Genomic DNA, 24,856 nt, shown 5'->3' with positions numbered 1-24,856 from the left:
CGCGATGGGGCCGGAACAGACGTTAAGGATTCCGGCCCTTGATCCGCTTGGTCAAGAACCCGAAATACTCCTGCCGCATCACCAGCGTCTCATTCGCCAGATGATGCCGTGCCTCGGGCAGCATCAGCACCTGCGGCCGATCAAACTTGCCCCGCAACACTTCCAGGTTGTGCTCCCAATCCACTGTCATGTCGGCCTGCCCCTGCACGATCAGTGGCCGGCGGGTACTCATGGGGGCGGCCTCGATGCGTTTGATCCAGCGCGCCAATGCACCCACCCAGGCTGTCGGCAGGCGCAGCGGCTGCAACGGATCGGCTTGCAGGAACGGTAGAAAGTCCGGGTCGTTGGAGTTCTCGCTGAAACGCCGGGCGATGGCTTTGACGAAAGGCTTGAGTACGTAATAACTCAGTTGCGACCAACCCCACGCCCGCGGCCGCACCAGCGGCGACAGCAGAATCACCTGGCCCTGGGCCGGGCTGTTCGCCCCCGCATTCAACACATGATCAATCACGATCGCCCCGCCGGTACTCTGCCCGCACAGGTGCCACGGCTGCGGCAAGTCGAGGGATTGCGCCTCACTGAACAAGCCTTGCAACGCGTCCTGATACTCGGCGAAATCCTTGATGCTCGCCCGTTCGCCGCTGGACAGGCCGTGCCCCGGCAAGTCACAGGCAATCACCGCAAAGCCCTGGTCCAGCGCCCATTCGATCACATGCCGGTAGAGCCCGGTGTGATCGTAGAAACCGTGGATGACAAACAGCGTGGCCTTTGCTCGCTCAGGCCACCAGAACTGGCTGACCAGCTCATAACCGTCGACCTCGAATCGCCCAAGACCACTGCGCACCTGACGCTGGGCAAAATCCAGCCCGTAGAATCGCTGGTAAGCCTGTGCCTGCGCCGACAACGGCTGCCCGACCGCCAGTGGCAGCAGGCTTGCACGCAGAAGATCGGGGTCGAAAGTAGCCGGCATGGGCGATTCCAGAATCGTGAAACGGACTTTATAGGCCTGCGATATTCTTCTGTCGCGGCAAGCATGGCAAGCTAGCCGACCTTCGAGGATTGAACCGATGCGCTCGCCCTTTCGCGCCACCCTGTTTGCCTGCCTGCTCGCCGTGGTGTGTGCCGGCGTATTGTGGGCGGCCTACGACTGGTTCCAGGGGCGTTACCTGCGGGCGTTCAGCGAGCACACCGCGATGTTTTCCGGCGATCCGCTACGCCTTCCCGAATCCCTTGCCGGCCCTGGCGCCATCCGCCTGGTGCATTTCTGGGACCCGGCCTGCCCGTGCAATGTCGGCAATCAACAACACCTGACCGAACTCGTCGAGCGCTACGTTCCCCATGGCGTGGAATTCTATGTCGTGCAAAAACCCGGTAGCCACGGCCAGCTGCCGGGCACCTTGAGCAGCCTAAAATCCATCGACATCCTGCCCGGTTCCGAACAGATCCCCGCCAGCCCGGCCGTGGCGATCTGGGATCGCAGCGGCAAACTGGCGTACTTCGGTCCCTACAGCGAAGGCCTGACCTGCAACTCCAGCAACAGCTTTATCGAACCGATCCTGCAAGCGCTGGATGAAGGCCGTGCGGTGAGTGCCACGCACACACTGGCAGTGGGGTGTTACTGCCCGTGGATTGACAATGAATGAGCCCATCGCTAGTCAGCCGATAAAAGAAATGGTCTTGCCGTTAACAGACGGCAAGACCATTTCTTTGAATCAAGAGTTTAAACCGTCTTAAATCCTGGCTTACCGTTAGCAGCCCGCCACGCTTTCACCTCTGCCACTACCGCCGCCGGCCCACTCTTCCCGGCTTCCGGATAAAACAACAAATCGGAACCAGATGGGTGTTCGGCCAGGGCCTTAAACTCTAAAATCGCGTCAGTATGCTCTTCTTCCGTATCATATTCATCATTATATACTTTCGTAACAAACCTAAAAAACTCAGCCTCTGACATCTCACTTATTAACTTACTCATTTTTTGCCCCCTTATGAGTTTCAATATGATTCTTCGGAGTAACTGCATTAATATTGTCAATATCATATACACCACCGCCTTCGGAGATATACTTCTTATGATGCAGTTCAAACCTCACTCGCCTACCCACCTGCTCACTCTCTTTTGCAACAGGTGCTCGACCCTTCTTCATTGTAGCCAAAACACCAACATCAAATTGTTTAGCTAACTCAGGATCATTAGAGACCGCTTTCCAAAAAGTCTCTCGAAACGCCCTGAAATTTTTAAACTCCCTGCCCCTCAGCTGATCGGCAATTTGCGACGGAACAGGTGCGCCTTCACCCTGCGATGCAGTCCCCAGCCAGATCCCCGATACAGGCTGACCAAAACCTGTCGCAACACCCGGATCTTCTCGCCGATCCCGAAACATTGTATAGACCGGTGGCAGGCCAGAATCCACCGGGAAAACCGTAATAAAATCATCAAAGCCGGCTTCGGAAACCGAAGGGAATGTATCGATCCGTCCCTCAACCGGTATCACCGCTGCCCCAGTGTAAACCGGTGGCACTGGCTGTTCGGCAGGTGAGGTCGTCGAACTATTCCCTGGATTGACGACAGGGGTCCACGTAAAGGTTCGTGGCGGTACATCCGAAGTGGCCGCGGTATAGACGTTCTGTTCGGCATTATAAGTGGCAGCAACTACGCCAACTTTTGACGGAACAGTCAGGCCATCCGTCATGACGACAAACAGTTCTGACTGTCCATCTGCTGCAGTCTTTGAACTGATGCGATAAGGCAAATCAACAGCTCCGCCAGCAGCAGCGACGGCGTTTAAATCTTGCCCGATGTCATGAACAAGGTCCGAGAGCGGCGTACTGAAAGCATAACGTTCCGGCAATTCACCATTACCCAGCTTCGATGAGTAAAACAGTGCCGAAACACCTACAACAACCCCAGCCCCAACACTTGCAACCATCCCTCCCACTGCCGTAATTGCCGCACGGATAGCCGCTTGCAGAGTGACCGAAGCTGCCTCAATAACAGCAACGGTTCCCGCCGAGGTCATAAACAACGGTCCTGCCGCTGACGCAGCACCTGAGACACGGAACGCGTTGGCGCTTTGAATAGCCTCTGCCGCTGCACGCGCCTGCTCTTCAGCAATACGCTTGGCTTCAGCTTCTGCCGCAATACGGGCTTGTTCAGCTGCTACATGCCTGGCTTCAGCCTCTGCCGCAATACGAGCTTGTTCAGCCGCTATACGCCTGGCCCCAGCCTCTGCCGCAATACGAGCTTGTTCAGCCGCTATACGTCTTGCCTCTACCTCTGCCGCAATACGAGCTTGCTCAGCAGCTACACGCCTTGCCTCAGCTTCTGCCGCAATTCGGGCTTGTTCAACTGCTACACGCCTGGCTTCAGCCTCTGTCGCAATACGAGCTTGTTCAGCAGCTACACGCCTTGCCTCAGCTTCTGCCGCAATACGAGTTTGTTCTTGTAGATAACGAACTTCCTGCTCCGCTGCGATACGTAACTGCTCTTCCAAGCGCTCCGCTTCCTCGGCGCGAGCGATCAGCCCCGAAAAGGCATTTGTTGTTTCCCATAAATATCGAAGATTTTCTGCGTGAAGAAGTGTTACATGGTAATCTTGCCAGCGTGTTCCAATATTCGTATTAGCCTGCAAGTCCACCAGATTATTAAGCGCCTCAAGTTCAGGCTTGCTTAATGGTGCATTTATATTTGGGTTTGCCTTTACGTAAGGGTGGACAGCAGCCCACTCAGAATTAAATATCTGATCTGTTGCCATTTTATAATGGATAAGCGATTGAGAGAGGCTACGCTCTCCTGTCGTACCTGCTACTGCGACAATTCTCTCAGCGAGAAATACAGGTAACAGTTGAAATCGGATGTTGGTTTCCAGGTTAACAACTGAAAGTCTTTCCGCCGCAAGATACCTCTGGCCTTCTCCGCTGGTCGGAACTCCGGCATTTGCCTGGTCTTTTCTCATAGACAGTTCTGGGAGCTGATTGGCCAGAACATGCATCCCCAACGAAAGACGTTTAAGCTCTAACGCTGCACGATATGCCTTGTCTATTGCATCATAGGCACCCATGAAATTTGGATGATTCAAGTCCAGGCTTTCATGGAGCTTTTTGAAGGACAACTCCTTCATCAAAAAAAATGGATTGTGACCGTAAAGCGAGTGCGTGATTTCGTTTTGGGCTCGGTACTCTGCTGCTTTTGAATGGATCGCATTAATAGTTGTTTCCTGATCTATTTTGGCCGTTTCCGCTAACGAGAGAGCGTGCCCCCCTTGGCTGCTTGTTTTTCTTGCTCTATTTCTCTGATAGCCGTTTCTGTAAGTCTGTTGAAAATTTCTACGTATTCACTGTCGATGTATTCCTGATTTACTCTCTGCTCCAACATCAGGTCATCCCATATGAAAGGAGTAATCGGACGGAGCTTTCCAGAGCCAGCACTGGTGCCTCTATGGGGGCCTTCATACGGCCCCCAAGACCCTTTGAAAAAACCACCGATATCCTGTCGTGATGGTTCCTTGTCTCTGATATATACAGGGCCAATTTCGAATGAGCCCGGTCCTATTTTCCTATGAAACCCTAAATATTTTTCAGCATCATTCATATGACTTATCCATGTCAGTTTCTTCATTGTTAATAACGTATTTAGTACGCTTCTTACAGTTCCTTGATGGTCTTTGTCAGATTTTACAGACGGCCCAGCAGGGCAACATGCTGCGCCCTTGTCACGTCATGATTTCGCGATTAAAAAATGCAGAGTTACATTGATCGACGAAGTGACGTGATCGTTAATACAGCTGGGCTTTAGTCTGCTAGGGCATCAAATTAACGTATTTTTTCGCGACAGATGCGATATATATTTATCGCTAAACAAATAAAACCATTAAAACTAGAGCCAGCCACACCGAGTCAACTGACACTCTGAGGCGTCTTTATAGGTTGTAGCTGCAAAACCTTGCAACACCACTTCTGTAGTGCAACTCCTAGAAGCTTGAAGGAAATTTCCTATTCATAAAATACTGTGTTATTAATTCTCAAAGCACTATTATCGACAAAATCAAAACTATAAACTTTCTTCCCAATAATTCTAACAACATGGAACGGACTCTTATGAAACGCAGCCTGACCGCTCTCGCTCTGCTGATCGTCGTGCTGGCCGCCGGGGCCGGCGGATACCTCTACAGCAAGCAGCCGTCACGCCAGGGCATGGTGGAACTGCAACACCTGCAAGGCTCCGTCACCGTGCGCTACGACGAGCGCGGCGTCCCGCACATCCGCGCCGACAACGAAACCGACCTGTACCGCGCCCTCGGCTATGTGCATGCCCAGGACCGCCTGTTCCAGATGGAAGTCCTGCGTCGCCTGGCCCGTGGCGAACTGGCTGAAGTGCTCGGGCCGAAACTGCTCGATACCGACAAACTGATGCGCAGCCTACGCATTCGCGAACGCGCCGAAACTTACTTCGCGAACCTCGACAAGCAGTCGCCCTCCTTCATCGCCATGCAAGCCTATCTGGACGGCATCAACCAGTATCAGGACAGCCACGCCAAACCCGTGGAGTTCGACGTGCTGGGTATTCCAAAGCGCCCGTTCACGGCCCAGGACACCATCAGCATCGCCGGCTACATGGCCTACAGTTTTGCCGCGGCATTTCGTACCGAACCCTTGCTGACATTCGTGCGCGATCAACTGGGGCCCGAATACCTGAACATCTTCGATCTCGACTGGCAGCCCAAAGGCGTGCTCAACGGGACCGACACCCCATTGGCCAGCGCCGACTGGAAAGACCTCAACGCCCTCGCCCGCCTCAGCGAACAAGCCCTGGCTGACAACGGCCTGCCACAGTTCGAGGGCAGCAACGCCTGGGTCGTCGCGGGCAGCCGGACCCAAAGCGGCAAGCCGCTGCTGGCGGGTGATCCACATATCCGTTTTTCCGCGCCGTCTGTGTGGTACGAAGCGCAGCTCTCGGCGCCGGGCTTTGAACTCTACGGCCACTATCAGGCTCTGATGCCGTTTGCGTCGCTGGGCATGAACCGCGACTTCGGCTGGAGCATCACCATGTTCCAGAACGACGACCTCGACCTGATCGCCGAGAAGGTCAACCCGGACAACCCCAACCAGGTCTGGTATCGCGGCAAGTGGGTGGACATGACGACCAGCGAGCAGCAGATCGCGGTCAAGGGCCAGGCACCGGTGACGCTAGTGCTGCGCCAGTCGCCCCACGGTCCGATCGTCAACGATGCCTTGGGCAACGGCGTCGGCAAGACACCGATTGCCATGTGGTGGGCGTTTCTCGAAAGCCAGAACCCGATCCTGGAGGGTTTCTACCAGCTCAATCGCGCCGACACCCTGGCCAAGGCCCGTGGTGCCGCGGCGAAAATCCAGGCCCCGGGCCTGAACGTTGTCTGGGCCAATGCCAAGGGTGACATCGGCTGGTGGGCGGCGGCGCAACTGCCTAAACGCCCGGCGGGTGTACACCCATGGTTCATCCTCGACGGCAGCACCGCCGAGGCAGACAAGGATGGCTTCTACCCGTTCACGGCCAACCCTCAGGAAGAAAACCCGGCCCGGGGCTACATCGTCTCGGCCAACTTCCAGCCGGTTTCGCCGACCGGCATGGAGATTCCCGGCTACTACAACCTTGCCGATCGTGGCCAGCAACTCAATCGCCAGCTCAGCGACAAAGCGGTCAAATGGGACCTGGAAAACAGCCAGAAGCTGCAACTGGGCACCACCACCGCCTACGGCCCGCGTCTGTTGGCACCGCTGTTGCCAGTGTTGCGCGAAGTGGTGAGCGATCCCGCCGAACTCAAACTGCTGGAGCAACTGGTCCAGTGGCAAGGCGATTACCCGCTCGACTCGACCAGCGCCACGCTGTTCAACCAGTTCCTGTTCAACCTGGCTGACGCGACGATGCGCGATGAGCTGGGTAACGACTTCTTCGAAACGCTGCTCTCGACCCGGGTGATCGACGCCGCGCTCCCCCGGCTGGCCGCCACTGCCGATTCGCCGTGGTGGGACAACCGCAACACCCAGGGCAAGGAAACCCGTGCCGATACGGTGAAGGCCGCCTGGCAAGCCAGCCTCGCGCATCTCAAGAGCACCCTCGGTGCAGACTCCTCGCAATGGCAGTGGGGCAACGCGCACACGTTGACCCATGGCCACCCGCTCGGGCAGCAAAAGCCTCTGGACCTGTTCTTCAATGTTGGTCCCTTCGCCGCACCCGGCAGCCATGAAGTGCCGAACAACCTCTCGGCGAAAATTGGCCCGGCACCCTGGCCCGTCACCTACGGCCCCTCGACCCGGCGCCTGATCGACTTCGCCGACCCGGCCCACAGCCTGACCGTCAACCCGGTTGGTCAGAGCGGCGTACTGTTCGACAGCCACTATGATGATCAGGCCGAGGCCTACATCGAGGGGATGTACTTCCAGGCGCACTTCAATGATGAAGAGGTCACAGCCAATACGCGCAGTACGTTGAAGCTGTTGCCGGCGCGGGCTATGCCATAATTCGGTGTCGGCAGGACTGGCCTCTTCGTCGGAACGCCGCCCGGAGCAAGCCCGCTCCCACACTGGTTTTGGGTTGGCCACAGAATTGTGCCCAACCCTATTTCAGACTCAAGCCGCTTCCGGTGCCTGCGCGCGACGCACGTCCGGCTGTTTCCACGAGTCGGCTGCCGCTTCTTCGATCGCCTGCTGGATCGCACGACGACGGCTTTCTTCGGCGCGACGGCTGAAGAACCAGACCATGAAGGTCACGATCGACACTGCCAACAGGATCAGGCTCGCCACGGCGTTGATCTCGGGTTTGACCCCCAGACGGACCGCCGAGAACACTTCCATCGGCAGGGTCGTTGAACCCGGGCCCGACACGAAGCTCGCCAACACCAGGTCATCCAGCGACAACGCGAAGGACATCATGCCGCCCGCCGCCAGCGATGGCGCAATCATCGGGATGGTGATCAGGAAGAACACCTTCCACGGCCGTGCACCGAGGTCCATGGCCGCCTCTTCGATGGACAGGTCCAACTCGCGCAAGCGCGCCGAGACCACCACCGCCACATAGGCCGCACAGAACGTGGTGTGGGCGATCCAGATGGTGACGATACCGCGTTCCTGCGGCCAGCCGATCATCTGCGCCATGGCCACGAACAGCAGCAACAGCGACAGACCGGTGATCACCTCGGGCATCACCAACGGCGCAGTCACCAGGCCACCGAACAGGGTACGGCCCTTGAAACGGGTGATGCGCGTCAGGACGAACGCCGCCAATGTACCCAGTGCCACCGCCGCGATGGCGGTGTAGCAGGCGATTTCCAGCGAGCGTACCACCGAGCCCATCAGTTGGCTGTTGTCGAGCAGGCCGACGTACCACTTGATCGACCAGCCGCCCCACACCGTTACCAGTTTGGAGGCGTTGAACGAGTAGATCACCAGGATCAGCATCGGCAGGTAGATGAACAACAGACCCAGTACCAGCATCAGGCTGGAGAAACGGAAGCGCTTCATTCTTTACCCTCCATTTCCTTGGCCTGACTGCGGTTGAACAGGATGATCGGCACAATCAGGATCGCCAGCATCACTACCGCCAGGGCAGACGCCACCGGCCAGTCACGGTTGTTGAAGAACTCTTGCCAGAGCACTTTACCGATCATCAGGGTTTCCGGACCGCCGAGCAGTTCCGGGATCACGAACTCGCCCACCACCGGGATGAACACCAGCATTGCGCCTGCGATGATGCCGTTTTTCGACAGCGGCACGGTGATTTTCCAGAAGCTGTTGAAGGTGCTCGAACCCAGGTCCGACGCAGCTTCCAGCAGGCTATGGTCGTGCTTCACCAGGTTGGCGTACAGCGGCAGGATCATGAACGGCAGGTAGGAATAAACCACGCCGATGTAGACCGCCAGGTTGGTATTGAGGATCTGCAGCGGCTCGTCGATCCAGCCCATGCTCATCAGGAAACCGTTGAGCAGGCCGTTGTTGCTGAGGATGCCCATCCACGCGTAAACGCGGATCAGGATCGCGGTCCAGGTCGGCATCATGATCAGCAGCACCAGCACCGTCTGCACTTCCTTGCGGGCAACGGAGATGCCGTAGGCCATCGGGTAGCCGATCAGCAGGCAGAGGATGGTGCTGAACAGCGCCATCTTCAACGAGCCGAGGTAAGCGGCGATGTACAGCTCGTCACCGGCCAGCATCGCGTAGTTGCCCAGGTTAAGCAGCAACTGCAGCTTCTGCTCGGCGTAGCTGTAGATTTCGGTGTAGGGAGGAATGGCCACGTCGGCTTCGGCGAAGCTGATCTTCAAAACGATGAAGAACGGCAGCATGAAGAACAGGAACAGCCAGATGAAGGGAACCCCGATGACCATCTGACGGCCACCGGGAATTATTCGATTGAGTCGACGTTTGAATTTGCGCATGTTCATGAGCGAAGCACCACGCCGCTGTCGTCTTCCCAGTACACATAGACCTGATCACCCCAGGTCGGACGCTGCCCGCGACGCTCGGCGTTGGCCACGAACGACTGCACCAGCTTGCCGCTTGGCAGTTCGACGTAGAACACCGAGTGCCCGCCCAGGTAGGCGATGTCGTGGACCTTGCCGCTGGACCAGTTGTACTGGCAGGTCGGCATGTCGGCGGTGACCAGCAGTTTTTCCGGACGGATCGCGTAGGTGACCGACTTGTCCTGCACCGAGGTGCTGATGCCGTGACCGACGTAGATCTGACGATCCAGGTCCTTGCAGGTAATGGTCGCGTGGCCTTCGGCGTCGTCGATCACTTCGCCTTCGAAGATGTTCACGTTACCGATGAATTCGCAGACCAGGCGGCTGGTCGGGGTTTCGTAAATGTCGATCGGGCTGCCGATCTGGGCGATCCAGCCCAGGTGCATGATCGCGATGCGCTCGGCCATGGTCATGGCCTCTTCCTGGTCGTGGGTCACCATGACGCAGGTTACGCCGACGCGCTCGATGATCTCCACCAGCTCCAGCTGCATTTGCGAACGCAGCTTCTTGTCCAGCGCACCCATCGGTTCGTCGAGCAGCAACAGCTTCGGTCGCTTGGCCAGGGAACGGGCCAGGGCCACGCGCTGACGCTGGCCACCGGACAACTGATGCGGCTTGCGCTTGGCGTACTGGCTCATCTGTACCAGCTTGAGCATGTCGGCCACGCGGGCGTCGACTTCAGCGGCCGGGATCTTGTCCTGCTTGAGGCCGAAGGCGATGTTCTGCGCCACGGTCATGTGCGGGAACAAGGCGTAGGACTGAAACATCATGTTGATCGGCCGCTCGTAGGGCGGCATGTCAGTGATGTCTACGCCATCGAGGAAAATGCGTCCCTCCGTGGGCCGTTCGAAACCTGCGAGCATGCGCAGCAAAGTGGATTTGCCCGATCCCGAACCGCCGAGCAGGGCGAAAATTTCGCCTTTCTTGATTTCCAGGGACACATCGTCCACGGCAATCGTCTCGTCGAACTTCTTCGTGACCCGGTCGATTTTGACCAGCACCTGTTTAGGTTGCTGGTCGCCCTCGAGGGCTTTCTTATAGGCGCCGGAGGCAACTGCCATTTACGAAACTCCCAGAAAAAAAGAGTGCAGTTCGCTCAAGGTGAGCCAACCTTGGATAGTTTGAGCCTTGAAGCTATTTACCCGACTTGACCTTGGTCCAGCTGCGGGTCATCAAACGTTGAATGTTCGGTGGTAACTCGACCGACACGTAGGTCTTGTCGAGTACCGCTTGCGGTGGATACACCGCTTCGTCGGTGCGAATGGACTGTTCCATCAGTTTGTCCGAACCCGGGTTAGGGTTGGCATAGCCGACGTAATCACTGACCTGGGCAATCACCTCAGGCTTCAGTAAATAGTTGATGAAAGCGTTGGCCTGCTTGACGTTGGCCGAGTCTTTCGGAATCGCCAGCATGTCGAACCAGAGCGCGCCGCCTTCCTTGGGAATCGAGTAGGCGATGTTCACGCCTTTCTTGGCTTCTTCGGCGCGGTTCTTGGCCTGGAAGATGTCGCCGGAGAAACCGATCGCCACGCAGATATCGCCGTTGGCCAGATCCGCGATGTACTTGGAGGAGTGGAAGTAGGTCACGTAAGGCCGCACGGCCAGCAACTTATCTTCGGCCTTTTTGTAATCTTCAGGGTTGGTGCTGTTGGCATTCAGGCCAATGTAGTTGAGCACTGTCGGCATCATTTCATCGGCGGAATCGAGGAACGCGACGCCACAGCTGTGCAGTTTCTTGATGTTTTCCGGCTCGAACAAGACGCCCCAGGAATCGATCTTGTCGACGCCCAGCACAGCCTTGACCTTGTCGACGTTGTAACCGATACCGTTGGTGCCCCACAGGTACGGCACGGCGTACAGGTTGCCCGGATCGTTCTGTTCCAGACGCTTGAGCAGCACCGGGTCGAGGTTCGAATAGTTCGCTAGCTGCGACTTGTCGAGCTTCTGGAATGCTCCGGCCTTGATCTGTTTGCCAAGGAAGTGGTTCGACGGCACGACCACGTCGTAGCCGGTACGCCCGGCCAGCAATTTACCTTCCAGGGTTTCGTTGGAATCGAAGACGTCATAAACCGGCTTGATACCGGTCTCTTTCTGGAAATCAGCCAGGGTGGTCTCGCCGATGTAGTCCGACCAGTTATAAATATGCACGGTGCCGGCGGCCTGGACACTGACAGCAATCGTCAGCCCGGCGCCGACCAGCATGGCATTGCGCAAGAAAGAAAAAATAGGCAAGTGGAGGTCCTCTGAAATTAGTTGGGCCCAAGTTGCCCCGCGCTACATGACAACCGAGGTTGCCCGGCAACAAAACCGGCGCGCAACTTACCCTCGAAAAACCGTTCCAGCAAAACTTTCTGTCATTTAATTACACCTGTTGTCGCCACCGCGCGGGTGACGACAACAGGTTGTTGCATCAAACCGGCTTATTTACCGGATTTTATCTTGGTCCAGCTGCGGGTCATGATCCGCTGGGTCGCGGCCGGCAAGTCGGCAATCGCGTACAGCTTGGCCAGCACGTCCGCTGGCGGGTAAATACCCGGGTCAGCGGTGATTTCTTTATCAACCAACGGAGTGGCGGCCGCGTTACCGTTCGGGAAGCGTACGGCGTTGGTAATTTCAGCCATGATTTCCGGCTTCTGCAGGAAGGTCATGAACTTGTAGGCACCTTCGACGTTTTCGGCATCTTTAGGGATGGCGACCATGTCGTAGAAGCTGCCGGCACCTTCTTTCGGAATGTTGTAGCTGACTTTCACCTTGTCGCCGGCTTCAGCAGCACGGGACTTGGCCTGGTAAATGTCACCCGAGTAACCCACGGCTACGCAGATGTTGCCGTTGGCGAGGTCGGAGATGTACTTGGACGAGTGGAAGTAGGCGATCGAAGGACGGACCTTCATGATCAGCGCTTCGGCCTTGTCGATGTCTTCTTTCTTCTGGCTGTCGGTTGGCAGGCCCAGGTAGTGCAACGCCACCGGAATCATCTCGGTTGGCGAGTCCAGCAGGCTGATCCCGCACGCCTTCAGCTTGGCGGCGTTTTCAGGCTTGAAGATCAGGTCCCATGAATCGGTCGGTGCGTCGGCACCCAGTGCAGCCTTGACTTTCTCGGCGTTGAAGCCGATACCGATCGAGCCCCACATGTACGGGAAGGCGTGCTCGTTGCCCGGGTCGCTGACCGAGACGGCCTTGAGCAGGTCGGTGTTCAGGTTCTTCCAGTTAGGCAGCTTGGACTTGTCCAGCTTCTGGTAGACGCCAGCCTTGATCTGCTTGGCCAGGAAGTTGTTCGACGGTACAACGATGTCGTAACCGGACTTGCCTGCCAGCAACTTGGCTTCCAGGGTTTCGTTGCTGTCGAAGACGTCATAGACAACCTTGATGCCCGACTCGTCTTCAAACTTCTTGACGGTGTCCGGTGCGATGTAGTCGGACCAGTTGTACACGTGCAGTACTTTGTTATCGGCCTGAACCGCGCCCGCCATCAAACCCATCACGGACATGGCAAGCAGAGTCTTGCCAGCGAGCTTTTTACCTAGTGCCTTCATGCGTAATGCTCCAAATTTTTCTTTTTTGAACCACTTGTTCAGCGACCGAACCCGGGCAACTGGAACCGCGGCTAGTCTGGCAAGATCCACATCGGTCTTTCAAGGAAACGGCCACGCTTTCTGACAGTTCTGAGCGAAAGTTCCTACTTCATATGCAGAACTTTGGACTTCCGCTCAGAGCCTAGCACTTAGCCCTGCAATGCACTCAGGGTCAGGTCAAGACACTTGCGAGCCTTGGTCACCAGCTCATCGATTTCCGCCGGTGTAATCACCAGTGGCGGAGCGATGATCATGGTGTCGCCGACGGCACGCATGATCAGGCCGTTATCGAAGCAGAACTGACGGCAGATCATGCCGACGCCCTTGCCCTCGTAACGCTTGCGCGTGGCCTTGTCCTGGACCAGTTCGATGGCCCCCAACAGCCCAACCCCACGAACTTCACCCACCAGCGGGTGATCGTTCAGTTCCCGCAGACGCTTTTGCAAATACGGTGCCGTTTCTGACTTCACGCGCTCGACAATTTTTTCGTCGCGCAGGATACGGATGTTTTCCAGCCCCACAGCCGCCGCCACCGGGTGCCCGGAGTAGGTGAAACCGTGGTTGAAGTCGCCGCCCTCATTGAGCACGTCCACCACTTCATCACGCACGATCAGGCCGCCCATCGGGATGTAGCCCGAGGTCAGGCCCTTGGCGATGGTCATCATGTCTGGCTTGAGGTCGTAGAAATCGGCACCGAACCACTCGCCGGTACGGCCGAAACCGCAAATCACTTCGTCAGCCACGAACAGAATGTCGTACTTGGCGAGGATTTCCTTGATGCGCGGCCAGTAGGTCTCTGGCGGAATGATCACGCCACCGGCACCCTGGATCGGCTCGGCAATAAAGGCACCGACGTTGTCGACGCCGACTTCCAGAATCTTTTCTTCCAACTGGTTGGCCGCCCAGATACCGAATTCTTCCGGGGTCATGTCGCCGCCTTCGGCGAACCAGTACGGCTGGGCAATGTGGACGATGCCCGGGATCGGCAAGTCGCCCTGTTCATGCATGTAGGTCATGCCGCCCAGGCTCGCGCCGGCCACGGTGGAACCGTGATAGCCGTTCTTGCGGCTGATGATGACTTTCTTGTTCGGCTGGCCCTTGATCGCCCAGTAGTGACGAACCATGCGCAGCATGGTGTCGTTGCCTTCGGAGCCGGAACCGGTGAAGAACACATGGTTCATGCCTTCTGGCGCGATGTCGGCGATGGCCTTGGCCAGTTCCAGTACCGGCGGGTGCGCGGTCTGGAAGAACAGGTTGTAGTACGGCAGTTCGCGCATCTGTTTGCTGGCGGCATCGGCCAGTTCATCGCGACCATAACCAATCGCGACACACCACAGGCCGGCCATGCCGTCGAGGATCTTGTTGCCTTCGCTATCCCAGAGGTAAACGCCCTTGGCGTTGGTGATGATCCGCGGGCCTTTCTCTTTCAGCTGCTTGAAGTCGCTGAACGGAGCCAGGTGGTGGTCATTGCTCAGGATTTGCCATTCACGGGTTTGCGGATTGTTGCTGGTCATACGAATCTCCTAAAAAAATCAGGTGAAAGCGCCACCAGACAGCGGTGGCGCCCGGCGTATCAGACGGCAAAGAGCAGGAATTCCCTTTCCCACGAACTGATCACGCGCTTGAAGTTTTCATGCTCGGCCCGCTTGACCGCAACGTAGCCAGTGATGAAATTTTTGCCCAGGTACCGCTCGATGGTTGCGCTGTTTTCCATGCGTTCCAGCGCGTCTTCGATGGTCAGCGGCAGGCGCAGGTTGCGGCGTTCATAGCCACGCCCCACCACCGGCGCACTCGGGTTCAGGCCTTCGACCATGCCGATGTAACCGCAGAGCAGGCTCGCGGCAATCGCCAGGTACGGGTTGGCATCGGCGCCCGGCAGGCGGTTTTCCACCCGACGGTTTTGCGGCCCCGCATCCGGCACCCGCAGGCCCACGGTGCGGTTCTCTTCGCCCCACTCCACGTTCACCGGCGCCGAGGTATCCGGCAGGAAGCGGCGGAACGAGTTGACGTTGGGTGCGAACAGCGGCAACAGCTCGGGAATGAGTTTCTGCAAACCACCGATGTGGTGCAGGAACAACTGGCTCATGGTCCCGTCTTCATTAGAGAAGATGTTCTTGCCGGTCTCGATGTCGATGATGCTCTGGTGCAAGTGCATGGCACTGCCCGGCTCGCCGGTCATCGGCTTGGCCATGAAGGTCGCAGCGACGTTGTGCTTGAGCGCGGCCTCGCGCATGGTGCGCTTGAACACCAGGATCTGGTCGGCCAGGGACAGGGCATCACCGTGACGGAAGTTGATTTCCATCTGCGCCGTGCCGTCCTCGTGGATCAGCGTATCGAGGTCCAGGTCCTGCAGTTCACACCAGTCGTAGACGTCTTCGAACAGCGGATCGAATTCGTTCGCCGCTTCAATGGAGAACGACTGACGACCGGTTTCCGGGCGACCGGAGCGGCCGATCGGCGGCTGCAACGGGTAGTCAGGGTCGTCACTGCGCTTGGTCAGGTAAAACTCCATTTCCGGCGCCACGATCGGCTGCCAGCCTTTGTCGGAATAGAGTTTCAGGACTTTCTTGAGCACGTTACGCGGCGACAGCTCGATCGGGTTGCCTTGCTTGTCGTAGGTATCGTGGATGACGATGGCGGTCGGCTCGATGGCCCACGGCACCAGGTACACCGCGCCCTGGTCGGGACGGCAGATCATGTCGATGTCGGCCGGGTCGAGCAGTTCGTAATAGATGTCGTCTTCGACGTAATCGCCGGTCACGGTCTGCAACAGCACACTTTCTGGCAGGCGCATGCCTTTTTCGGCGATGAATTTGTTGGTCGGCGAAATCTTGCCCCGGGTAATCCCGGTCAAGTCGGCGATCATGCATTCGACTTCTGTGATCTTGTGGTTTTTCAACCAATCGGTGAGCTGGTCGAGGTTGTTACTCATAAATGCCTCTAGGCTTGAGTTGTCTGACCGTTTTAAGGTCAGGCGTTGTTTGACGCATCGGCGTCGCGTTGTAGAGCGTTTGCGCGGCAGATTATCGTGCTTGCCAACACGGCTGCAGAGGCCGGGCGTGCAGAATCGCGAGCGGTGCCCTGAACGATGGTCAGGCCGCTATTGTGAATCGGTTCTATATTGAATGGAGTAACCGTAATGGGGGTGCCATCGCGACCGTCCAGAATATCGGACGGGGACGGTCGAACCGTCACGGATGGGAGGATCACCGGAACCGCTGAGGCCACGGAACGGACGGACGTGTCATCACTGTTGTGATAAACATGCCGACCGACCTGTCTTGAGCAGTCGGTGACGCCGATTATCGGCAGGCGAGACATGAAGCACCCCGGTATTATTGCTGTTATGGGTTTGATTCGAGCTTAGCCTTGTTCATTTTTTTACACAACACCCCCGTAAAAAATACAACACGGCCCGCTCAAGCCTGCGGGCGCCATAGAGGCCAAGGGCATAAAAACGCCCCAAAGTGCCTCAAAAAAGCCACACGAGTGCTTTTTTAGGGCAAAAAAGGCCTCGCTTGACTTCGGCATGCCGTTCGGGTTGACTGGAATCTGAAAAGATCAATGATTGATATTTTTAACAACAAAGGTGTTGCATCATGTCGGTACCCCCGCGTGCCGTTCAGCTTAACGAAGCGAACGCGTTCCTTAAGGAACATCCTGAGGTTCTGTACGTTGACCTTCTGATTGCGGATATGAATGGTGTGGTGCGCGGCAAGCGCATTGAACGCACCAGCCTCCACAAGGTTTACGAGAAAGGCATCAACCTGCCGGCCTCTTTATTTGCTCTGGATATCAATGGCTCGACGGTGGAAAGCACCGGCCTGGGCCTGGACATCGGTGATGCTGACCGAATCTGCTATCCAATCCCCGATACCCTATGCAACGAGCCATGGCAGAAGCGCCCGACCGCGCAACTGTTGATGACCATGCACGAACTCGAAGGCGAGCCATTCTTCGCCGACCCGCGTGAAGTGCTGGCCAATGTGGTACGCAAGTTCGACGAAATGGGCCTGACCATCTGCGCCGCGTTCGAACTGGAGTTCTACCTGATCGACCAGGAGAACGTGAACGGTCGTCCGCAACCACCTCGCTCGCCGGTTTCCGGCAAACGTCCGCACTCGACACAGGTCTACCTGATCGACGACCTCGACGAATACGTCGACTGCCTCCAGGACATTCTGGAAGGTGCAAAAGAGCAAGGCATTCCGGCCGACGCCATCGTCAAGGAAAGTGCCCCGGCGCAGTTCGAAGTGAACCTGCACCACGTGGCTGACCCGATCAAGGCCTGCGACTACGCGGTCCTGCTCAAGCGCCTGATCAAGAACATCGCCTACGACCATGAAATGGACACCACCTTCATGGCCAAGCCTTACCCAGGCCAGGCGGGTAATGGTCTGCACGTCCACATCTCGATTCTCGACAAAGACGGCAAGAACATTTTTGCCAGTGAGGATCCCGAGCAGAACGCCGCACTGCGTCACGCGATCGGCGGTGTGCTCGAGACCCTACCGGCGCAGATGGCCTTCCTCTGCCCGAACGTCAACTCGTACCGTCGTTTCGGCGCACAGTTCTACGTGCCGAACTCGCCGTGCTGGGGCCTGGATAACCGCACTGTGGCGATTCGCGTACCGACCGGTTCCTCCGACGCCGTGCGCATCGAGCATCGTGTAGCCGGCGCCGATGCCAACCCGTACCTGCTGATGGCTTCGGTTTTGGCGGGCGTGCACCACGGCCTGACCAACAAGATCGAGCCTGGCGCCCCGGTCGAAGGCAACAGCTACGAGCAGAACGAGCAGAGCCTGCCGAACAACCTGCGTGATGCACTGCGCGAGCTGGACGACAGCGAAGTCATGGCCAAGTACATCGATCCGAAATACATCGATATTTTCGTGGCCTGTAAAGAGAGCGAGCTGGAGGAGTTCGAACACTCCATCTCCGACCTCGAGTACAACTGGTACCTGCATACCGTGTAAGCGGTTGCAGTAAAAAACGCCGCCGGCCTCACAGCCGGCGGCGTTTTTTTTGCTCGCCATTTGTTATGAAATGCTTGTTAGCAGAACCAAGGAAAATTCCTACGGATTCGCCAGACACTGACTACATCTGCACCCTGACCACAACCTCACACTCCGGATGCCGGGATTCTTCCCGTTTTCCTACCCGCGTATGAGAACGACTATGAAAAAACAACTATTGGGCGCAACCATCACTCTGATTGTCGCCGGTTTGTGCTCGACTGCCTTGGCAGCAGCCGGTGACACGCCCGCATGGAGCTATTCCGCCCCCACCGGTCCACAAAACTGGGGTGAACTGAAAAGCGAGTACAGTCTCTGCTCATCGGGTAAGACACAGTCGCCTATCGATATTCGTGACGCGATCAATACTGACTTTAAGACCCTGAACGTTACTTATCAGCCAAGCAAAGCCACAGTGTCGAACAACGGCCATACAATTCAGGTAACGCCGGTCGACGCCGGAGTTATCACCCTGGACTCCGGTCACTACTCATTCGTGCAAATACATTTTCATACGCCAAGTGAAGAAATGATCCAGGGGCGCACCTATCCTCTGGACGCGCATCTGGTTCACCGCAACTCTGCAGGCGAACTGGCCGTGGTGGCCTTGCTGTTTGAAGAGGGTGCACACAATCCGACCCTGGAGCCAATCCTGGCAGCCATGCCAAAGCACACGGGCGGTAGTGCGCATCTGGACACGGTAAACGTTGCCCAACTACTACCTGCGAACCTCAACGCCTATTTCTACATGGGCTCCCTGACAACCCCCCCTTGTACCGAAGGCGTGCGCTGGAATGTGCTGACCACTGCGGTGCAATTGTCGCGAGCGCAATTGGAGGCGTTCCAGGCGCTGTATCCAATGAATGCACGCCCGGTTCAACCCTTGAACGGCCGGAGTGTACACGTCGGTGGCTAAGCGGTTTTGATCGCCGGGCTGGGCAGCGGAGCCCATACAGACAAGGTGCCACCTGCCTCGTACAATGCCCGCTGCCCCGCAGGAGACTTACATGACACGCGTAGCCACCCCCCGCAAACCCCGCGCACGCAGCCAGGCCCGGATCGATTCGATACTCGATGCGGCCCGCACGTTGTTGGCCGCCGAGGGTGTGGCCAGTCTGTCGATCTACAGCGTCGCCGAGCGCGCGGAGATTCCGCCCTCCTCGGTCTACCACTTCTTCGCCAGCGTACCGGCGTTGCTTGAAGCCTTGACCGCCGACGTCCATGCCGCCTTCCGCGCCTGCCTGCAAGCCCCCATCGATCACCTCGCCTTGAACGGCTGGCGCGACCTGTCGCGACTGGTGGAACAACGCATGCTCGACATCTACGCAGAGGACGCCGCCGCCCGCCAACTCATTCTGGCCCAGCACGGCCTGACCGAAGTCACCCAGGCCGACCGCCAGCACGACATCGAACTGGGCGACCTGATGCACAAGTTGTTCGACCATCACTTCGAGCTGCCGACATTGCCGAGCGATATCGATGTGTTCGCCCTGGCCATGGAACTGGGCGACCGGGTGTATGCGCGCTCGGTGCAGCAGCACGGGCAGATTACGCCGCGCATGGCTGAAGAAGGGATGCGGGTATTTGATGCTTATGTGGGGTTGTATTTGCCGCCGTATCTGCCCAAGCGCAGCGTTCCAGCCTGAGATATTTATTGGTCACACCGGCCTCTTCGCGAGCAAGTCGAATCGTCGCACCGCCACTCCCACAGGGGAATGCATTCCAAATGTGGGAGCGGGCTTGCTCGCGAAGGCCGCGCCGCGAATCTCGCTGATACACACGCACAAAAAACCCCGAAGGGCTCAAACCCTTCGGGGTTGTTGTTTACGCACACGGCTTACAATTTGGCGATCGACACCTCGGTGGATTTCACAAACGCGATTACTTCACTGCCGACCGCCAGTTCCAGCTCTTTCACCGAGCGCGTGGTGATCACCGAAGTGACAATGCCGGAAGCGGTTTGCACGTCGATTTCCGAGAGCACGTCGCCGAGGACGATTTCCTTGATGGAGCCTTTGAACTGGTTGCGAACGTTGATGGCCTTGATCGTCATGATGTTGATTCCTGTCGTTGGGTAAGACTTGAGTTATTGAGCCCAGCGCAATTGCGTAGGCAAGGGTGAAACAGGTTCCGGTTCCGGCGGTTGGCCGGGCAGCGCCAGCACGCGATTGAGGACTTCGGTTTCCAGCGCCGCCAACCGATGGGAGCCACGAACGCGAGGGCGCGGCAGTTCCACGTGCAGGTCGAGGCCGACTTCGCCGTCTTCGATCAGGATCACCCGATCGGCAATCGCCACCGCTTCACTGACGTCATGGGTCACCAGCAACACCGTGAAACCGTGCTGTTGCCAGAGCCGTTCGATCAGTTGCTGCATTTCAATTCGGGTCAGGGCATCCAGCGCCCCCAAGGGTTCGTCGAGTAACAGCAGGCGCGGCTGATGAATCAACGCACGGGCCAAAGCCACGCGTTGCTTCTGTCCACCGGACAGCGCGGCCGGCCACTCGTGGGCGCGATCGGCCAGGCCCACCGCTTCCAAGGCTTCAAGCGCTTGCGGCCGCCAGTTACCCTTGAGGCCCAGGCCGACGTTGTCGATGATCTTTTTCCAAGGCAGCAAACGCGCTTCCTGGAACATCAGCCGCGTGTCCTCCCGCGCGTCGCTCAATGGCGCGGCACCGGCGAGCAACTCGCCGCCGGTTGGTTGATCGAGGCCGGCGAGCAAGCGCAGCAAGGTACTTTTGCCGCAGCCACTGCGACCGACCACGGCGACAAACTGGCCCGCCGGAATGTGCAGGTCGATCTCGCGCAGCACCCGCCGCGAGCCAAAGGTTTTTTGGAGCTTGCGCACCGCCAGCGGAATACCGCGCAGCAGGCGTGGAGGTTGCTCCGCGATCATGCCGCACCTCCCTTGGCAACCTGATACGCCGGGTGCCAGCGCAGCCACACTCGTTCAAGTCCACGGGCCGCGAGGTCGGCCAGTTTGCCGAGCACCGCGTACAACAGAATCGCCAGCACCACCACGTCGGTCTGCAAGAATTCCCGGGCATTCATTGCCAGATAGCCGATGCCGGAACTCGCGGAGATGGTTTCCGCCACGATCAATGTCAGCCACATGAAGCCCAGGGCGAAGCGCACACCGACCAGAATCGAAGGCAGCGCCCCCGGCAGAATCACCTGCCAGAACAGACCGAAACCAGACAAGCCGTAACTGCGCGACATCTCCACCAGCGCCGGGTCGACGTTACGGATGCCGTGATAGGTGTTGAGGTAGATCGGGAACAACGTGCCCAGCGCCACGAGGAAAATCTTCGCCGACTCGTCGATACCGAACCACAGGATCACCAGCGGAATCAGCGCCAGGTGCGGCACGTTGCGGATCATCTGCACCGAACTGTCGAGCAGGCGCTCGCCCCACTTTGACAGGCCGGTGATGAAGCCAAGCGTCAGGCCGATGCCGCCACCGATGGTGAAGCCCAGCGCGGCACGCCAGCCACTGATGGCCAGGTGTGTCCAGATTTCGCCGCTGCGCACCAGGCTCACGCCGGCCTCGATCACGGCAATGGGTGCCGGCAGGATCCGTGTCGACAACCAGCCCGCCGACACACTCAACTGCCACACCGCCAGCAGCAACACCGGCAACGCCCAGGGCGCCAGCCTGTGGATGATTTTCTTCATGACCGCGCCTCAGCTCTGGGACGCGGCTTTGGGCAGAATGTCGTTGGCGACCATCTCGCCGAACGGGCTGACGTATCCGGCGCTCTTCGGCAGTTCAGGACGCTCGACATCGAGGTGCGGGAACAGCAACTCGGCCACCCGGTACGACTCTTCCAGGTGTGGATAACCAGAGAAGATGAAGGTATCGATGCCCAGGTCCGCGTACTCCTTCACGCGGGCGGCCACGGTCGGACCATCGCCCACCAGCGCCGTACCGGCACCGCCGCGCACCAGACCGACGCCGGCCCACAGGTTAGGGCTGACTTCGAGGTTGTCTCGGTTGCCGCCATGCAATGCGGCCATGCGTTGCTGACCGACCGAATCGAAACGCGCCAGCGAAGCCTGGGCACGAGCGATGGTCTCGTCGTCGAGATGGGAGATCAGCCGATCCGCGGCTTTCCAGGCTTCATCGTTGGTTTCGCGCACGATCACGTGCAGGCGAATGCCGAAGCGCACGGTGCGTCCGAGCTTGGCGGCCTTGGCTCGGACCTGTTCGATTTTTTCCGCGACGGCGGCCGGTGGTTCGCCCCAGGTCAGGACCATTTCCACCTGTTCGGCGGCCAGGTCCTGCGCGGCTTCCGAGGAACCGCCGAAGTACAGCGGCGGACGCGGTTGCTGGATCGGCGGATAGAGCAATTTCGCCCCCTTCACGCTGATGTGCTGGCCGTCGTAATCGACGGTTTCGCCTTCCAGCACCCGACGCCAGATGCGGGTGAATTCCACCGAGGCCTGATAACGTTCTTCGTGGCTGAGGAACAGTCCATCGCCCGCCAACTCTTCCGGATCACCGCCCGTCACCAGATTGAACAGCGCACGACCGCCGGACAGTCGATCCAGGGTCGCAGCCTGTCGCGCCGCCACCGTCGGGGAAATGATCCCGGGGCGCAGGGCGACAAGGAACTTCAAGCGCTGGGTCACCGGAATCAGCGATGCCGCCACCAGCCACGAGTCTTCGCACGAACGGCCGGTAGGGATCAGTACCCCGCCGAACCCCAGGCGATCCGCTGCCTGTGCGACTTGTTGCAAGTAACCGTGATCGACGGCGCGTGCGCCTTCGGCGGTGCCAAGGTAATGGCCGTCGCCGTGGGTAGGCAGGAACCAGAAAATATTGAGGCTCATGGAGTGGTCTCCTTGGGGAATCGATTTATTGGGCTTTGGCAACGGCGGCCGGCGGCGTCCAGATCACGTCTTTGATGCTCAACTGCTTGGGAATCAATTTGAGCTGGTAGAAGCTGTCGGCGATTTTCTGCTGTGCGGCGACCACTTCCGGGGTGAGGAACAGCGCGCCATAGCCCTGGCGTTTCACTGAGGTCAGGGTGATGTCTGCTGGCAGGCCGAGCAGCGGTGAAACCTGTTGAGTCACCTCTTGCGGGTTAGCCCTGGACCACTCGCCCACCGCGCGCACTTCTTCCACCAGGGTCTTGATCACCTCGGGATTTTTCTGCGCATAAGGTTTGGTCGCCAGGTAGAACTGATGGTTGTCGACGATGCCCTGGCCATCGCGCAGGGTGCGCGCTTGCAGCTGTTGTTCGGCGGCGGCCTGGTACGGGTCCCAGATCACCCAGGCGTCGACGCTGCCACGCTCGAACGCGGCGCGGGCATCGGCCGGTGGCAGGAATACGGTCTGGATGTCGGTGTATTTGAGGCCGGCGTCTTCCAGCGCACGCACCAGCAGGTAGTGCACGTTGGAGCCCTTGTTGAGCGCGACTTTCTTGCCCTTGAGGTCCGCCACCGACTTGATCACCGAGTCCTTCGGCACCAGGACCGCCTCACTGTGCGGCGCCGGCGGTTCATAGGCGACGTAGAGCAGATCAGCACCCGCTGCCTGGGCAAACACCGGAGGCGTTTCACCGGTGACACCGAAGTCGATGGAGCCGACGTTCAGGCCTTCAAGCAGTTGCGGGCCACCGGGGAATTCAGTCCATTGCACGTCCACGCCTTGGGCGGCGAGGCGTTTTTCCAGGGTGCCTTTGGCTTTGAGCAGCACCAGGGTGCCGTATTTCTGATAGCCGATTCGTAGTGTCTCGGCCTGAGCTTGAGTAATGGCGCCGAAGGTGACAGCCGCAGCAAACAGAGCGACCAGACCGCGACGCAAAATGACAGGGCGCATGGCGCTCTCCTTTTTGCAGTTGGGTTTTGGCTGCACCTGCTTGCCCGTTGGCGGGCGAGTAAGGCCAGTACTTCAATTTTTCGGTGAGGCTCAAATGCTCCAGCGAGCACTCAACAAGCGATCATTCAACAGGTTCGGATCGAGCGGCTTGGGCCGTCGCGCCATGGCGCTGAAAAACAGCTCCAGCGATTCATTCAGTCGTTGTTCCAGCTCCGGCGCCAACTGCGCCAGGGCGCTGCCTTCGCCGTAGGCGATCTGGCTGTCGACGGCGAAAATGCCTTGCAGCATTTCCTGGGCCTTCAATGCCGACAGCACCGGCTTGAGCGCGTAATCCACCGCCAGCATGTGAGCGATGCTGCCGCCAGTGGCCATCGGCAAAACCACCTTGTGGCTCAAGGCGCGTTCGGGCAGCAGATCCAGCACGACTTTCAGTGCTCCGGAAAACGATGCCTTGTAAACCGGTGTGGCGATCAGCAGGCCATCGGCGTTTTCAATCTGTTGCAACAGGTCGATCACCTTGGGGCTGTCGAAGCGTGCGTGCAGCAAGTCTTCGGCCGGGAAGTCCCGTACCTGATAACTCACCACTTCCACGCCCTGCCCTTGCAACCAACGCTGGGAGCGATCCAGCAGCACCCCGGAACGAGAGCGCTGACTGGGACTGCCACCGAGTGAGACAACCAACATTCAGACGATTCCTTGCACGGTGTTGGCGATTCGCGGCTTGCGATCTCGCTTCGATGGAGTGACCTTAACAGCTGATTTATATATCCATAAATCATATTTATTCATTTGGTTATTCGCTAAAGAAATATATAAACCGGTTTCTTCCAGGCATCGGCATAGGGGACGGCCTTCATAGACCGTACCCCTGCCACACCACCCGGCATGCGGGTCCGCACCGGGCGGTTCGAGGGATTGAGGTCAGGAGAGACGTGGAAGTCCCAAGCGATCAAACCACGC

Annotated in this window: 23 protein-coding genes; 5 read left to right on the top strand and 18 right to left on the bottom strand. The window is 58.2% G+C overall.

The features are described from left to right. Positions 1-22: 22 nt before the first annotated feature. A complete protein-coding gene (locus KGA85_RS17990) occupies positions 23-970 on the bottom strand; it encodes an alpha/beta hydrolase (protein ID WP_223455881.1) in 948 nt (315 codons plus the stop codon). Between the two features lie 97 nt (positions 971-1,067). On the opposite strand from KGA85_RS17990, the gene KGA85_RS17985 reads away from it, so the two are divergent. Continuing rightward, complete coding sequence (locus KGA85_RS17985) at positions 1,068-1,643, top strand: DUF6436 domain-containing protein (RefSeq protein WP_223455880.1); 576 nt, start codon at positions 1,068-1,070, stop codon at positions 1,641-1,643. A 77-nt stretch (positions 1,644-1,720) separates the two neighbouring features. Here the strand turns inward: KGA85_RS17985 and KGA85_RS17980 are convergent, their stop codons facing one another. From KGA85_RS17980 to KGA85_RS17970, 3 genes are all read right to left on the bottom strand, one after another. Next, on the bottom strand, positions 1,721-1,972 hold the full coding sequence (locus KGA85_RS17980; protein ID WP_223455879.1) for a bacteriocin immunity protein: 252 nt from the start codon (positions 1,970-1,972) through the stop codon (positions 1,721-1,723). Then, entirely contained in the window at positions 1,965-4,118 is a 2,154-nt protein-coding gene (locus KGA85_RS17975) for an S-type pyocin domain-containing protein (RefSeq protein WP_223455878.1), read from the bottom strand. Before KGA85_RS17975 ends, KGA85_RS17980 begins: the two co-directional genes overlap by 8 nt. A gap of 119 nt (positions 4,119-4,237) precedes the next feature. After that, positions 4,238-4,588, bottom strand: coding sequence for a hypothetical protein (locus tag KGA85_RS17970; protein ID WP_223455877.1), 351 nt, complete (start codon positions 4,586-4,588; stop codon positions 4,238-4,240). 506 nt (positions 4,589-5,094) lie between these two features. On the opposite strand from KGA85_RS17970, the gene KGA85_RS17965 reads away from it, so the two are divergent. Continuing rightward, positions 5,095-7,494: a penicillin acylase family protein gene (locus KGA85_RS17965; protein ID WP_223455876.1), complete on the top strand. Its 2,400-nt coding sequence runs from the start codon at positions 5,095-5,097 to the stop codon at positions 7,492-7,494. A gap of 108 nt (positions 7,495-7,602) precedes the next feature. Here KGA85_RS17965 and KGA85_RS17960 read toward each other — a convergent pair whose 3' ends face one another. The 8 genes from KGA85_RS17960 to KGA85_RS31450 all read right to left on the bottom strand — a co-directional run bounded on the left by KGA85_RS17960 (position 7,603) and on the right by KGA85_RS31450 (position 16,381). Continuing rightward, positions 7,603-8,493: an ABC transporter permease subunit gene (locus KGA85_RS17960; RefSeq protein WP_223455875.1), complete on the bottom strand. Its 891-nt coding sequence runs from the start codon at positions 8,491-8,493 to the stop codon at positions 7,603-7,605. Then, the gene (locus KGA85_RS17955) at positions 8,490-9,371 is read right to left on the bottom strand and encodes an ABC transporter permease subunit (protein ID WP_317850335.1); all 882 of its coding nucleotides are present in this window, start codon (positions 9,369-9,371) and stop codon (positions 8,490-8,492) included. The genes KGA85_RS17960 and KGA85_RS17955 overlap by 4 nt, the downstream gene beginning before the upstream one ends. Positions 9,372-9,406: 35 nt before the next feature. Further along, positions 9,407-10,549: an ABC transporter ATP-binding protein gene (locus KGA85_RS17950; RefSeq protein ID WP_223455873.1), complete on the bottom strand. Its 1,143-nt coding sequence runs from the start codon at positions 10,547-10,549 to the stop codon at positions 9,407-9,409. Positions 10,550-10,622: 73 nt separating this feature from the next. Then, positions 10,623-11,720: a polyamine ABC transporter substrate-binding protein gene (locus tag KGA85_RS17945; RefSeq protein WP_317850312.1), complete on the bottom strand. Its 1,098-nt coding sequence runs from the start codon at positions 11,718-11,720 to the stop codon at positions 10,623-10,625. 188 nt (positions 11,721-11,908) lie between these two features. Continuing rightward, the gene (locus KGA85_RS17940) at positions 11,909-13,021 is read right to left on the bottom strand and encodes a polyamine ABC transporter substrate-binding protein (protein ID WP_223455872.1); all 1,113 of its coding nucleotides are present in this window, start codon (positions 13,019-13,021) and stop codon (positions 11,909-11,911) included. A gap of 188 nt (positions 13,022-13,209) precedes the next feature. After that, positions 13,210-14,574: an aspartate aminotransferase family protein gene (locus KGA85_RS17935; RefSeq protein WP_223455871.1), complete on the bottom strand. Its 1,365-nt coding sequence runs from the start codon at positions 14,572-14,574 to the stop codon at positions 13,210-13,212. 59 nt (positions 14,575-14,633) lie between these two features. After that, the gene (locus tag KGA85_RS17930; protein ID WP_223455870.1) at positions 14,634-15,992 is read right to left on the bottom strand and encodes a glutamine synthetase family protein; all 1,359 of its coding nucleotides are present in this window, start codon (positions 15,990-15,992) and stop codon (positions 14,634-14,636) included. A gap of 38 nt (positions 15,993-16,030) precedes the next feature. After that, positions 16,031-16,381, bottom strand: coding sequence for a gamma-glutamyl-gamma-aminobutyrate hydrolase family protein (locus KGA85_RS31450; RefSeq protein WP_411741636.1), 351 nt, complete (start codon positions 16,379-16,381; stop codon positions 16,031-16,033). Positions 16,382-16,659: 278 nt separating this feature from the next. Here KGA85_RS31450 and KGA85_RS17925 point away from each other — a divergent pair, with 278 nt between their 5' ends. The 3 genes from KGA85_RS17925 to KGA85_RS17915 all read left to right on the top strand — a co-directional run bounded on the left by KGA85_RS17925 (position 16,660) and on the right by KGA85_RS17915 (position 19,721). Further along, the gene (locus KGA85_RS17925) at positions 16,660-18,036 is read left to right on the top strand and encodes a glutamine synthetase family protein (RefSeq protein ID WP_223455869.1); all 1,377 of its coding nucleotides are present in this window, start codon (positions 16,660-16,662) and stop codon (positions 18,034-18,036) included. Between the two features lie 202 nt (positions 18,037-18,238). Continuing rightward, on the top strand, positions 18,239-18,991 hold the full coding sequence (locus KGA85_RS17920; protein WP_223532983.1) for a carbonic anhydrase: 753 nt from the start codon (positions 18,239-18,241) through the stop codon (positions 18,989-18,991). A gap of 91 nt (positions 18,992-19,082) precedes the next feature. Further along, positions 19,083-19,721, top strand: a complete 639-nt coding sequence (locus KGA85_RS17915) for a TetR/AcrR family transcriptional regulator (RefSeq protein WP_223455867.1) — start codon at positions 19,083-19,085, stop codon at positions 19,719-19,721. Between the two features lie 191 nt (positions 19,722-19,912). On the opposite strand, the gene KGA85_RS17910 is transcribed toward KGA85_RS17915, so the two are convergent. From KGA85_RS17910 to ssuE, 6 genes are all read right to left on the bottom strand, one after another. Then, positions 19,913-20,128, bottom strand: a complete 216-nt coding sequence (locus KGA85_RS17910; RefSeq protein WP_007967989.1) for a molybdopterin-binding protein — start codon at positions 20,126-20,128, stop codon at positions 19,913-19,915. Between the two features lie 33 nt (positions 20,129-20,161). Further along, positions 20,162-20,968 (bottom strand): aliphatic sulfonates ABC transporter ATP-binding protein, encoded by an 807-nt coding sequence (gene ssuB / locus KGA85_RS17905; RefSeq protein WP_223455492.1) that lies wholly within the window; start codon positions 20,966-20,968, stop codon positions 20,162-20,164. Beyond that, positions 20,965-21,747: an aliphatic sulfonate ABC transporter permease SsuC gene (ssuC, locus tag KGA85_RS17900; protein ID WP_223455491.1), complete on the bottom strand. Its 783-nt coding sequence runs from the start codon at positions 21,745-21,747 to the stop codon at positions 20,965-20,967. Before ssuC ends, ssuB begins: the two co-directional genes overlap by 4 nt. 9 nt (positions 21,748-21,756) lie before the next feature. Further along, the gene (gene ssuD, locus KGA85_RS17895) at positions 21,757-22,905 is read right to left on the bottom strand and encodes an FMNH2-dependent alkanesulfonate monooxygenase (protein ID WP_090452041.1); all 1,149 of its coding nucleotides are present in this window, start codon (positions 22,903-22,905) and stop codon (positions 21,757-21,759) included. Positions 22,906-22,930: 25 nt separating this feature from the next. After that, positions 22,931-23,896: a sulfonate ABC transporter substrate-binding protein gene (locus KGA85_RS17890; protein ID WP_223543283.1), complete on the bottom strand. Its 966-nt coding sequence runs from the start codon at positions 23,894-23,896 to the stop codon at positions 22,931-22,933. Between the two features lie 90 nt (positions 23,897-23,986). Then, complete coding sequence (gene ssuE, locus KGA85_RS17885) at positions 23,987-24,580, bottom strand: NADPH-dependent FMN reductase (protein WP_007993145.1); 594 nt, start codon at positions 24,578-24,580, stop codon at positions 23,987-23,989. Positions 24,581-24,856 lie beyond the last annotated feature (276 nt).

The sequence above is a fragment of the Pseudomonas sp. GL-B-12 genome, from assembly GCF_019955895.1.
Classification (GTDB): domain Bacteria; phylum Pseudomonadota; class Gammaproteobacteria; order Pseudomonadales; family Pseudomonadaceae; genus Aquipseudomonas.
Note: the sequence above shows the minus strand (reverse complement) of the source record. Positions and strands in the feature narration are given on the sequence as shown.